We start from the raw sequence: 12,643 nt of genomic DNA, 5'->3' as shown, positions 1-12,643 counted from the left end.
ACCCGCACATGCACCTGCTTAAACGTTTGATTCATCGCCGTCAGTTACTGCTTTCCGGGCTGGCTCTGGCCATTTTATCGCCGCGCGCGGTTCAGGCTAAAGAGCAGTCTGCGCTTACTGGTGCAAATCGTCACTCGCGCCCTGCCCCGCCCGCTAAGAACGGGAAACGTATCGTGATGATCGACCCAGGTCACGGCGGCATCGACTCTGGTGCCGTTGGCGAAGAGGGTTCCGAAGAGAAACACATCGTGCTGGAGATTGCCGGTAACGTGCAGCGTCAGCTACAGAGCCATCCGCGCATAGAAGTGCGTCTGACCCGCGACAGCGACCACTTTATTCCGCTCTATCAGCGGGTAGAGATCGCCCACCAGCACGGCGCAGATCTCTTTATGTCGATTCATGCCGACGGTTTTACCAGTCCCGATGCCAGCGGTGCCTCGGTGTTTGCGCTCTCTAATCGCGGTGCCAGCAGCTCGATGGCGCGTTATCTGTCACAGCGGGAGAACGATGCGGACAAGCTGGGTGGCGTGAAAGCGCAGCAGCAGGATCACTATCTGCAGCAGATTCTGTTCGATCTGGTGCAGACGGACACCATCAAAAACAGCCTGACGCTGGGCAAGCATGTCCTGGATCAGATCCGCCCGGTTCATCATCTTCACAGCCAGCACACCGAGCAGGCGGCCTTCGCAGTACTCAAGTCACCGTCGATCCCCTCGGTGCTGGTCGAAACCTCCTTTATTACTAATCCGCGTGAAGAGCAGCTGCTCGGCACCACCGCGTTTCGTCAGAAAATCGCCTCTGCTATTGCCAGCGGCATCGTCAATTACTTTGATGAGTTTGATCGCCGCAACGCCTGATGCATGTCGTCGGTTCAGGCCGTGCGACTCGCCGCACTCATGCAAGCGGCGCGGTTTTGCGTATAATCGCGTCAGACTTTGACAAACCATAAGCGAAAAAATGGCTGATATTTCCCGCGTAAAAGCGTTCCTGCTCGCATTGCAGGATGAGATTTGTAACCAGCTGGCGGCTGAAGATGGCGGCGCAGCGTTTGCTGAAGATAGCTGGCAGCGCCCTGGCGGCGGCGGCGGTCAGAGCCGCGTGCTGCGCAACGGCGCGGTGTTTGAGCAGGCGGGCGTCAACTTTTCGCACGTGCATGGCGATCAGATGCCGGCATCCGCCACTGCACACCGGCCGGAGCTGGCGGGTCGCAGTTTTGAAGCGATGGGCGTGTCGCTGGTGATCCACCCGAACAACCCTTATGTGCCCACCAGCCACGCCAACGTGCGCTTTTTTATCGCGGAGAAACCGGGTGCCGATCCGGTCTGGTGGTTTGGTGGCGGATTTGACCTGACCCCTTTTTATGGCTTCGAAGAAGATGCGCTGCACTGGCACCAGACCGCCGCTGACCTCTGCCAGCCTTTTGGCGAGGATGTCTATCCGCGCTATAAAAAGTGGTGTGATGACTATTTCTATCTGAAGCATCGTGATGAGCAGCGCGGCATTGGCGGCCTGTTTTTTGACGATCTCAACACGCCCGACTTTGAGCAGAGCTTCAGCTTTATGCAGGCGGTAGGCCGCGGCTTTATGGATGCCTATCGGCCGATTGTGGCGCGCCGTAAAGATCACCCGTGGGGCGATCGTGAGCGTCAGTTCCAGCTCTATCGCCGTGGCCGCTATGTGGAGTTTAATCTGGTGTGGGACCGCGGCACGCTGTTTGGTCTGCAGACCGGCGGTCGCACTGAGTCGATCCTGATGTCGATGCCCCCGCTGGTGCGCTGGGAATATGATTATCAGCCCGATGCCGACTCACCTGAAGCCGCCCTCTATCGCGATTTCCTGCCGGTGAAGAACTGGCTGAACCTGCCAGTCTGATCGTTTCTGCCGCTGCAGCGCGGGTCTCAACCCGCGCTGCGCTTACCTCTCGCCTGATCGGCCTCTTCTTTTTTACAGGGCACAGATTGCTACAGTGTGGCCTGCGTCATTCCTCCTGACTGCTATGCTTATGGGTGGAATATGGCGCACCCCACGGTTAACACCGCATGACGGCTCCTTCGCACCGCCTCGCAGCGCAACAATCAGAGAAACCGCATGTTCATCAGAAACTCTCTGTTGCAATGTTATGGGTTCGCGTTCCCGGTAGCAGAACATGCCACAGACCGGCTGCGAGGCCTGAGGTGCCCCCTGTTCGCTTTCATTTTTCTTTTCAAGGAGTTTAGAGATGAACCAGCTAGAAGCCCTAAAACAGTTCACCACCGTGGTGGCGGACAGTGGTGATATCGAATCGATTCGTAATTACCATCCGGAAGACGCCACCACCAACCCCTCACTCATTCTGAAAGCGTCCGGTCTCGAAGGGTATAAGCACCTGATGGATGACGCGATTGAGTACGCCAAAAAACAGGGCGGCAGCAAAGAGACGCAGATTATCAACGCCAGCGACAAAGTGGCGATCAACCTTGGTATGGAAATCCTGAAAAGCATACCGGGCCGTGTTTCGACCGAAGTGGATGCGCGCCTCTCCTTCGATCGTGGCATGTGTGTGACCAAAGCAGAAAAACTGATTCGGATGTATGAAGAGCACGGTATCGATCGCTCACGCGTACTGATTAAGCTGGCCTCGACCTGGGAAGGCATCCGCGCAGCGGAAGAGCTGGAGAAAAACGGCATTCAGTGCAACCTGACACTGCTCTTCTCCTTTGCTCAGGCGCGTGCCTGTGCCGAAGCGGGCGTGTTCCTGATCTCCCCGTTCGTTGGACGCATCTACGACTGGTATAACTCGCGCAAACCCATGGACCCCTACGTGGCAGATGAAGATCCGGGCGTGAAATCCGTGCGTCGCATCTACGATTACTACAAAAAGCATCGTTACAGCACCATCATCATGGGCGCCAGCTTCCGTAAAGTGGAGCAGATTATCGCGCTGGCAGGCTGCGACCGCCTGACCCTGTCACCTAACCTGCTGGAAGAGTTGCAGAACAGTGATGCGCCGCTTGAGCGCAAACTGGAGCCTTCAACTGAAGGTTTCCACCAGCCGTCGCCGCTCTCCGAGGCGGAGTTCCGTTGGGAACATAATCAGGATCCAATGGCAGTTGAAAAACTCTCTGACGGCATCCGCCAGTTCGCGGTTGACCAGCAGAAGCTGGAAGATGTGCTCGCCGCACGCCTGTAGTCTTTATTTTAGTCGGGCGGGACTTTCCCGCCCTGATGCATAACAAGGGAGAACTTTATGTCCTCACGCAGAGAGTTGGCAAACGCGATTCGTGCACTGAGCATGGATGCGGTACAGAAGGCAAATTCAGGCCACCCCGGTGCGCCAATGGGAATGGCCGATATCGCCGAAGTGTTGTGGCGCGACTTCCTCCAGCATAATCCGACCAATCCCGCCTGGCTTGATCGCGACCGCTTTATCCTCTCCAACGGCCACGGCTCGATGCTGCTCTATAGCCTGCTGCACCTGAGCGGTTATGACCTGCCGATTGAAGAATTGAAAAATTTCCGTCAGCTGCACTCTAAAACGCCAGGTCACCCGGAAATCGGCTACACCCCAGGCGTTGAAACCACCACCGGCCCGCTGGGTCAGGGACTGGCTAACGCCGTGGGCTTAGCCATTGCAGAACGCACGCTGGCCGCGCAGTTTAACCGTCCGGATCATGAGATTGTCGATCACCACACCTATGTGTTTATGGGCGATGGCTGTCTGATGGAAGGCATCTCGCACGAAGTCTGTTCACTGGCGGGGACCCTGGGTCTCGGCAAACTGATCGGCTTCTATGACCATAACGGTATCTCGATCGATGGCGAGACCGAAGGCTGGTTTACTGACGACACCCATAAACGCTTTGAGTCCTACAACTGGCATGTGATTGGCGACATTGACGGCCATGACGCTGATGCCATTCGTGAGGCGATCAAAGAGGCGCAGAGCGTCACCGATAAGCCTTCACTGATTATCTGCCGCACCATTATCGGTTTCGGTTCGCCGAACAAAGCCGGTAAAGAGGAGTCGCACGGCGCGGCGCTGGGTGAGGCAGAAGTTGCCCTGACCCGCAAACAGCTCGGCTGGAACTATCCGGCGTTTGAGATCCCGGCTGAAATCTACCAGCAGTGGGATGCCAAAGCGGCGGGTGCTGAACGTGAAAAAGCCTGGGATGCAAAATTTGCGGCTTACAAAGAAGCCCATCCAGAGCTGGCGAAAGAGTATGAGCGCCGGATGAATGGCGAAATGCCCGCCAACTGGGAAACCGAAGCGACCCGGTTCATTCAGGAGTTGCAGGCTAACCCGCAGAAAATCGCCAGCCGTAAAGCGTCACAAAACTCGCTGGAAGCCTACGGCAAAATGCTGCCGGAGTTCCTCGGCGGTTCTGCTGACCTGGCACCGAGTAACCTCACCATCTGGTCAGGTTCTAAATCGATCAAAGAGGATCCGGCCGGTAACTATATTCACTACGGCGTGCGTGAATTTGGTATGACGGCGATTGGTAACGGTATCGCGCACCATGGCGGTTTCGTTCCCTACACCGCAACCTTCCTGATGTTTGTCGAATATGCGCGAAACGCCGCGCGTATGGCTGCGCTGATGAAGGCACGACAGATTCTGGTCTACACCCATGACTCCATCGGTCTGGGCGAAGATGGCCCGACGCACCAGCCGGTAGAGCAGATCGCCAGCCTGCGTCTGACGCCAAATATGAGCGTATGGCGTCCGTGCGATCAGGTCGAAACAGCCGTAGCGTGGAAAGCCGCCGTCGAACGTCATCACGGCCCGACTGCGCTGATCCTTTCGCGTCAGAATCTGCTGCAGCCGGAACGTACCCCGGAGCAGATCGAAAACATCAAACGCGGCGGCTACGTGCTGAAGGATTGCGACGGCACACCAGAAGTGATTCTGATCGCGACCGGTTCAGAGATTGAGATCACCCTGGGTGCAGCGGACAAGCTCACTTCAGGCGGTCACAAGGTGCGGGTGGTTTCACTGCCTTCTACTGATCTGTTTGATGCGCAGGATGCCGCTTACCGCGAATCCGTACTGCCGAGCGGCGTGAAAGCGCGTGTGGCGGTAGAAGCGGGTATTGCTGACTACTGGTTCAAGTATGTCGGTCTGGACGGTGCGATTGTCGGTATGACCACCTTTGGTGAATCGGCCCCGGCCAGTCAGCTGTTCCCGGAGTTTGGCTTCACGGTTGAGAATATCGTCAGCCACGCTGAAGCATTACTCAAGCCAGTTTAATGCTTATGCCCTTCCCGGCTCACCGGGAAGGGCCATTTCCACTTATAGCCTGATACATAAAAAAAACTCCATTCCCCTCTTCCCGCCCTGCGCAAACTCATTACTATAGAGCCGTCATACTTAATGCTGCCTGTGCGCTGGCTGTCCGTCTGTTCCCGCTGTTGTTCTGCCGGGATAACGCGGTTCTGTCCTGATGCATCCCGATGAGTGAAGGCAGATTTCCTCCGATTTTATAGCGAAGCCACTTCCGTTGAACATGCGCACACCCTATTTACTGGCCCTGATGGTTTCACTGCTTCCATTAAAAAGCATGGCGCAGGTCGCGCCCGATCCACTGCTGGCCTCTCAGATTGTTGATCGCTATGCGGAACATATCTTTTACGGCAGCGGTGCAACCGGCATGGCACTGGTGGCGATTGATGGTAATCAGCGGGTGTTCGCCAGCTTTGGTGAAACCCGTCCCGGCAACAATGTCCGTCCGCAGAAAGATTCGCTGATCCGCATCGCCTCGCTGAGTAAGCTGATGACCAGTGAAGTGATGGTGAAGCTGGCTGAGCGCGGACAGATCCGCCTCGACGATCCCCTGAGTAAATATGCGCCGCCGGGTTCACGCGTGCCCACCTACAATGGTCAGCCCATTCGCCTGATCAATCTCTCGACCCACACCAGCGGACTGCCGCGCGAACAGCCAGGCGGCAAAGCGCAGCGTCCGGTATTTGTCTGGCCGACCCGTGGTGAACGCTGGGCGTGGCTGTCACGCGCTAACCTCAAAGCAGCACCGGGCAGCAGTGCCGCCTACTCCAACCTGGGCTACGATCTGCTGGGTGATGCGCTGTCGCGCGCCACGGGCAAACCCTATCCGGCGCTGTTTCAGCAGCTGATTACCCGCCCGCTCGGCATGAAGGACACGACGTTTACGCCGTCGCCAGAGCAGTGCGGACGCCTGATGGTGGCGGAAAAAGGGGCCAGTCCGTGCAATAACACCCTGGCGGCGATTGGCAGCGGCGGCGTTTACTCCACGCCGGATGATATGGGCCGCTGGATGCAGCAGTTCCTTAACTCTTCGGTTAACCACCGCACGCCGCAGATCGATCGACTGCAGACGCTGATCTATCGTCGCGATCAGCTGAGCAAGGTAGAAGGCATGGATGTGCCGGGTAAAGCGGATGCGCTGGGAATGGGCTGGGTCTTTATGGGGCCGAAAAATGGTCGCCCTGGCATTATTCAGAAAACCGGCGGCGGCGGCGGTTTCATCACCTATATGGCGATGGTGCCGCAGCATAACGTGGGGGTATTTGTGGTGGTGACTCGCTCGCCGCTGACCCGCTTTACGCCAATGAGCGACGGCGTGAATAATATGCTGGCCGAACTGGTCGGTAATCAGCTTGGCTCACCGATGATGGTGCAGGCGATTCGTTAACGCTGCTGTACGCCACCGTCAGACTGGCTGACCCACAGGGTTGGCCAGTCATCACTGCTATGCCAGGCATCACAGGTCGACTCTTCCGCATACTCCGCTAACACAAAACGCGTGCCATCAAACTGCCAGCGTGTGGCACTGCCACAGTCACCCAATCCACGTCCTTTACCAAAAGTGTAGAGCTGGCCGCTGGCCGCATCATATTCGGCGTTGATCAGCTCAAGCTGCCGATCACTGGCACCTGGTGGGGTAAACGGCAGAGTTAAGGTGATGCCGCGCGCAACATACGGCTGGCTGCGCGTCACTTCAAACGCCAGATCGATCACGTTATAAGCCCCCATTTCACAACTCACCAGCAGCAGCGCGCGCTGATCGGTGAGTGGCGCCACGCTGACTTCACGGCGCAGTGGATCGAGTGAGCAGGAGTCGGTATTGACCCGCCAGGTGCCGTAATCAATTAATCCGCTGGTCTCATCGCGCGTCAATGCCGCGGGTGGCTCGACAGCAGGCGGCAGTGGCGGCAGCGCAGGCGGCGGCGGAACATCCCAGCTGGCGCGATCGCCACGTTTGACCCATGCGCTCATGCTGTTGACCCGCCCCTGGGTGTCATCCATCAGCAACAGCGCGGCCTTCATGCCGCGCAGGGAGATCAGCGCATTGGGATCGAAAGTGAGCTGAAGGGTTTTCGCCTCCATCACCAGATCAAGAAACTCATCAATTGCGATGGCATTGCTGGTGGCGAGATGGTGCGGTTCAACCGTCCAGTGTTTGAGGTCGGGTTTCAGACGGCGCTGATCCAGTAGCAGGTTATCCTGAAGCGAACCGCCAGGCAGCGCGCCACTGTAGGCACTGCCGTAGTCGATTCGCAGCAAGGGGCGATCGTTGACGCCCGCATGCCGCGAAATCGTCATCACTAACCCTTTGTCGCCCGGAATATTGCGCGCCACGCAAAAGGCTTCATTGTTGCAGGTGATTTGCCAGTCGTTGAATGACTTTTGCAACGGTTCCGCCTGAACACAGGCAACCCACAGAGACGGCAACAGCCACAGCGATTTCATCCAATACGACATTAAGAAAATCGATCCCCGAATACCCAGAGTGGAGAGGATAGCGCATCAACGGGCCTGCCAGGGTTCCCATTCTGTGAACCTGTGCAAAAAGCGCAGTTAACTGCTTAAAAAGCGTGCATGAAAAGTGGATTATGCTTCACTTTCCACGCTCAACGCCGTCACGCTGCAACAGGCTAACTGCATGATTTTTTATGGTATCAGCCAGCCAGCAATCTGCGCATGCTGCAACAGCATGACGGTTTTGCCGTCGCGAATGCGGCCATCGGCGACCATTGCCAGTGCATCAGGGAAAGGCAGTTCCAGCACGTCGATCGACTCATCTTCAACGCCGCCGCCCGCATTGTCGCGCAGCGATTCATTATATTCCGCCGCGAAAAAGTGGATCAATTCAGTGACGCCGCCCGGCGACATATAGCAGGAATAGAGTTTCTCCACCTCGCCCACCGCATAACCGGTCTCTTCAATCGCCTCTTTGCGAATGCAATCTTCCGGAGAGTCGTCGTCCAGCAAGCCGGCACAGGCTTCAATTAACATGCCGCCCTCGTTACCGTTGACGTAAGTGGCGATACGGAACTGGCGCGTCAGGACCACGCTGTTCTTTTCGCGGTTATAGAGCAGGATGGTCGCCCCGTTTCCACGATCGTAGACTTCGCGTTTATGGCGGATAACCTCGCCACGATGATCGGTAATCTCATAGGTGTAGTTACGCAGCACAAACCAGTTTTCGGACAGGAGCTTATCTTTGATGATGTTGATCTTAAACGACATGAGGACTCCGCTACCGCATAAAGGGAGCCTTTCATCATAGGGGCAAGCTTGCGGGAAAACTATCTTAATTCTCGCGGTGAATGAGGCGGTTTACGCCAAAAAAAAACCAGCCCGAAGGCTGGCCTGATTGCTGCAGCGCTAATCAGCGTGAGGTGTCGTCAGCCAGTCGGGTCGGCTGAGGCTCCTCTTCGTGATGATCCTGTTCGGTCTCAGCTATGGCGTGAACACGTTTACGCACGCCAAACCATCCCAGCACCAGCAATACCGCGATAAGCGGAATGGAGGCGATGGTGTAAGTCCCGTTCGGGTAGTCAAACGCCATCAGCACCAGCACGCTGAACAGGAACAGCAGCGTCAGCCATGAGGTAAACGGCGCGCCTGGCAGCTTGAAGCTGACATCATCCGCCTTGCCCTCTTTAATCGCTTTTCGCAGACGCAGCTGACAAACCACGATAAAGGCCCAGGAGGAGATAATCCCCAGCGAGGCGACGTTCAGGACGATCTCAAACACCTGAGAAGGCACATAGTAGTTAAGCACCACACCAATCACATAGACGGCGATGGTCACCAGAATACCGGCATAAGGCACCTGCTGACCGTTCATCTTAGACATGAATTTCGGTGCAGAGCCACCCATCGACATGGAGCGCAGAATACGCCCGGTTGAGTAGAGGCCCGAGTTCAGGCTGGAGAGCGCCGCACTCAGCACCACGATATTCATGATACTGCCAACGTAAGGCACGCCCAGCTTCGAGAAGAAGGTAACAAACGGACTCTGACCCGCCTGATAGGCGTTCCACGGCAGCAGCAGCACCAGCAGGACCACCGAGCCAACGTAGAACAGGCCGATACGCCAGATCACGCTATTGATCGCTTTCGGCAGCATGGTTTTCGGGTCTTTACATTCGCCGGCCGCCGTACCTACCAGTTCGATAGAGGCAAAGGCGAACACTACACCCTGAATCAGCACCAGCGCAGGCAGTAAGCCGTGCGGGAACATGCCACCGTTATCGGTGATCAGATGGAAGCCGGTGCTGTTGCCATCCAGCGGTTTGCCGGTGCCAAGGAACACCACGCCCACCACCAGGAAGATCACAATTGCCAGCACTTTCACCAGCGCGAACCAGAACTCCATCTCGGCAAACCACTTTACGCCGATCATGTTCATGGTGCCGACAATCGCCAGCGCGCCCAGGGCGAACACCCACTGTGGCACATCACCAAATGCGCCCCAGTAGTGCATGTAGAGCGCGACGGCGGTGATATCGACGATGCCGGTCATTGCCCAGTTGACGAAGTACATCCAGCCCGCCACGTAGGAGGCTTTCTCACCCAGGAATTCACGGGCGTAGGAGACGAAGCTGCCGCTGCTGGGACGGTGTAACACCAGTTCGCCCAGCGCACGCAGAATAAAGAAGGAGAAGATGCCACACACCAGATAGATGATGGCTAAGGCGGGGCCAGCAGCCTGCAAACGGCCACCTGCGCCCAGGAACAAACCGGTACCGATGGCACCGCCGATCGCAATCATCTGTACGTGACGGTTACCCATCGCCTTCTGGTAGCCGGCGTCATGAGAGTTGAGCCAGCGTCGTTTCGCAGCGCGCATCTCGCCTGGGGTTTTGTTTTTAGATTTCATAGCATTCCTGTTTGTCCTGACTATCAGTCGTCGCCCCCATTTCAGGCGTAATGCCCTGTGAAATGGGGTATTTTCCTCTGTGCGTTTGCCTGTGAGTGAGTGCCAGGCAGCGCGGGAATTTACGGCGATGAATCCTACCCGTTCTGCAAGAACGAAGCAAAATATACCGGGCAGATGCACAGGCTGATTTGTAAGAATCCATCCTGATGCACAAAAACAAAAAAACCGGCCATTTTCAGGCCGGTAAAAGCTACAGGGATGGAAACAGGAGGGTTGGGTTAGCGATAAATCTCTGCGGTGCCGCTCCACAGGCTGGAGTCGCCTGGGTTATCGACACCGATAACGCGGTAATGGCTGGCGCCCATCTCTTCCGCTTTTTGCGACAGCTGGCGATTCGCATCGTCCAGCGAGCCGCGAACACCGGAAACCGAAACGCTACCGATGCTCTGCATACTCTGCGCCTGCGACTGATCGACCGGCGCGGCGGCGAAAGTGGCAAATGAGGCGGTAGCCAGTAATGCGCCCGCCAGGACAGCATTCAGCTTTTTCATTGGATGCTCCTTAATCTGTGATCGGGGTTGAGTTGATGACTGGATGAATTATTAGCGCTGCAATGAAAAGCAACATCGGGACGATGTAAACCTGTTCCTTTTTTAAGCGTTGAACAGCAGCACGTCCTGGGAACTGTCAGTTGCGGTCATTTTATGTGCGATGTGTAACGTCCTGTGCGATAAACAGGGAATGGATCATTTGCGTTACGTTAATGCGCTCTTATAATTCCCGCACTCTCAACAGGGCCATTCATGTGATTGTTAAACGTTCCGTAACTCAAAGCATCGCTCAGGCGCTCAGCGCCATTGTCCTGCTGTCGCTGCTCACCACCGGTCTGGCATTAGTCACGCTCCTGAGCAGCCAGCGCGACGCGGAGGCGATCAATCTGGCGGGTTCACTGCGCATGCAGAGCTATCGCATGGCCTGGGATGCCAGCCGGCAGCCGCAAAATCTGGCTCATCATCTGGCGCGCTATCAGCAAACGCTGGATGCCCCGGTGCTGCAGAAACTTGATCGGCCCTGGGTACCCCGTGAAGTAAGTGTTCGCTATCAACGGCTGCGTGCCGCCTGGCCCTCGCTGCAGCAACAGTTGCAACAGGGCGATACCGTGGCTTATCAGCAGCAGGTGCCGATCTACGTCGGTGAAATCGATCGCTTTGTGCTGGGTCTGCAACGCTATACCGAGTTGAAAATGCATCTGGTGGCCGCCAGCAGCCTGGTGGGGGTCATTGCGATTGTGGCGCTGGCACTGATGACGATTCGCTTTACCCGACTGCAGGTGGTGCGCCCGCTTAATGCGCTGGTCACCGCCAGTCGCTACGTAGAGAGCGGCAACTTTGCTTTTCCGCCGCTGCACGTTGAGCAGCAGAATGAACTGCGGGTACTGTCGCATGCCTTCAGCGGCATGGCGGCACGGCTGCATTCGCACTACCAGCTGCTGGAAAGCACGGTGCGCGCCAAAACAGAAGATTTAACCCAGGCTAATCGCACGCTGTCGCTACTCTATGACAGCTCACAAATGCTGACCGCCAGCCCGCTGCATCCGGCACTGTTTGAAGCCGTGTTAACCAATGTATTGACGCGCGAGAAACTGACGGCGATCCGGCTCGACAGTGACCAGTTTCAGTTTCGCGCCGGTGATGATCAGGCAGCCGGTCAGTGGCAACGTCTGCCGTTACAGCAGGACGAGCAGCAGATTGGCGAGCTGCGCTGGCAGACAGCTGGTGCCTCGCCTCCGGATGAACTGATGCGCAGCCTGGCGGCGATGCTGGGACGGGCTATCTGGATCTGGCAGGCACAGCAGCAGTATCAGCAGATGCTGCTGATTGAAGAGCGCACGACCATTGCCCGGGAATTACATGACTCGCTGGCGCAGTCGCTCTCGTTTTTACGCATTCAGCTGACCCTGCTGCGCCGCGCCGTTGATAAAGACGATAGCGCCGCCCATACCATTATCGCGGACTTCGATCAGGCGCTGGCCGAGGCCTATCGTCAGCTGCGTGAGCTGCTGACCACTTTCCGTCTGACCATCGAGCAGGCGGATCTGGTGGCGGCCATGCAGGCGATGATCGCCTCGCTGCAGGAGAAGAGCAGTGCAGAGATACACTTTAACTATCAGACCGGCCTGCAGAGTCTGGAAGCACAACAGCAGGTGCATGTGTTGCAGATCGTCCGTGAGGCGCTGCTGAATGCGATTCGTCACGCCAGTGCGCAGGTTATCCGGGTGGATTATCAGCACAGTGAAAAAGGTGAGCACTTACTGACAATTACCGATGATGGCGTGGGGATGAACAGCACTGAGGAACCGCCGGGCCATTACGGCCTGACTATTATGGCGGAGCGCGCTCAGCGCCTGAGCGGCCATCTGACCCTCCACACACAGCCACGGGGTACCAGGGTGGAGTTGCGCTTTCCACCGCAACCGGCGCGCCCGCTGGAATAGCAGGCCAGAGCGGGTCTTAATTTAT

10 protein-coding genes are annotated in these 12,643 nt (G+C 56.8%); 6 read left to right on the top strand and 4 right to left on the bottom strand.

Annotation, left to right across the window (positions count from 1 at the left end):
* Nucleotides 1-8 precede the first annotated feature (8 nt).
* The 5 genes from amiA to ampH all read left to right on the top strand — a co-directional run bounded on the left by amiA (nt 9) and on the right by ampH (nt 6,647).
* Nucleotides 9-857, top strand: a complete 849-nt coding sequence (amiA, locus tag OK409_RS00785) for an N-acetylmuramoyl-L-alanine amidase AmiA (RefSeq protein ID WP_010259947.1) — start codon at nt 9-11, stop codon at nt 855-857.
* Between the two features lie 100 nt (nt 858-957).
* Nucleotides 958-1,872 carry an oxygen-dependent coproporphyrinogen oxidase gene (hemF, locus tag OK409_RS00780; protein WP_010671360.1) on the top strand — a complete coding sequence of 305 codons (915 nt, stop codon included), beginning with the start codon at nt 958-960 and terminating at the stop codon, nt 1,870-1,872.
* A 346-nt stretch (nt 1,873-2,218) separates the two neighbouring features.
* Nucleotides 2,219-3,169: a transaldolase gene (tal, locus tag OK409_RS00775; protein WP_010259954.1), complete on the top strand. Its 951-nt coding sequence runs from the start codon at nt 2,219-2,221 to the stop codon at nt 3,167-3,169.
* 57 nt (nt 3,170-3,226) lie between these two features.
* Nucleotides 3,227-5,227, top strand: a complete 2,001-nt coding sequence (gene tkt / locus OK409_RS00770) for a transketolase (RefSeq protein WP_010259958.1) — start codon at nt 3,227-3,229, stop codon at nt 5,225-5,227.
* A 256-nt stretch (nt 5,228-5,483) separates the two neighbouring features.
* On the top strand, nt 5,484-6,647 hold the full coding sequence (ampH, locus tag OK409_RS00765) for a D-alanyl-D-alanine-carboxypeptidase/endopeptidase AmpH (RefSeq protein ID WP_010259962.1): 1,164 nt from the start codon (nt 5,484-5,486) through the stop codon (nt 6,645-6,647).
* On the opposite strand, the gene OK409_RS00760 is transcribed toward ampH, so the two are convergent.
* The 4 genes from OK409_RS00760 to OK409_RS00745 form a co-directional block, all read right to left on the bottom strand.
* The gene (locus tag OK409_RS00760) at nt 6,644-7,717 is read right to left on the bottom strand and encodes a DUF1176 domain-containing protein (RefSeq protein WP_010259965.1); all 1,074 of its coding nucleotides are present in this window, start codon (nt 7,715-7,717) and stop codon (nt 6,644-6,646) included. The two genes, ampH and OK409_RS00760, sit on opposite strands and share 4 nt — an antisense overlap.
* 189 nt (nt 7,718-7,906) lie before the next feature.
* Complete coding sequence (gene nudK, locus OK409_RS00755; RefSeq protein ID WP_033788107.1) at nt 7,907-8,485, bottom strand: GDP-mannose pyrophosphatase NudK; 579 nt, start codon at nt 8,483-8,485, stop codon at nt 7,907-7,909.
* A gap of 142 nt (nt 8,486-8,627) precedes the next feature.
* Nucleotides 8,628-10,124 carry an L-asparagine permease gene (ansP, locus tag OK409_RS00750; protein ID WP_010259970.1) on the bottom strand — a complete coding sequence of 499 codons (1,497 nt, stop codon included), beginning with the start codon at nt 10,122-10,124 and terminating at the stop codon, nt 8,628-8,630.
* Nucleotides 10,125-10,402: 278 nt separating this feature from the next.
* Nucleotides 10,403-10,675, bottom strand: coding sequence for a DUF1471 domain-containing protein (locus tag OK409_RS00745; RefSeq protein ID WP_010671356.1), 273 nt, complete (start codon nt 10,673-10,675; stop codon nt 10,403-10,405).
* A 254-nt stretch (nt 10,676-10,929) separates the two neighbouring features.
* Here OK409_RS00745 and narQ point away from each other — a divergent pair, with 254 nt between their 5' ends.
* Nucleotides 10,930-12,618 carry a nitrate/nitrite two-component system sensor histidine kinase NarQ gene (narQ, locus tag OK409_RS00740; protein WP_264366647.1) on the top strand — a complete coding sequence of 563 codons (1,689 nt, stop codon included), beginning with the start codon at nt 10,930-10,932 and terminating at the stop codon, nt 12,616-12,618.
* Nucleotides 12,619-12,643: the final 25 nt, after the last annotated feature.

The sequence above is a fragment of the Pantoea sp. RG18 genome (assembly GCF_025910075.1).
Taxonomy (GTDB): Bacteria; Pseudomonadota; Gammaproteobacteria; order Enterobacterales; family Enterobacteriaceae; genus Pantoea; species Pantoea agglomerans.
The sequence above is the reverse complement of the archived record's forward strand: the minus strand, read 5'-3'. Positions and strand labels throughout refer to the sequence as shown.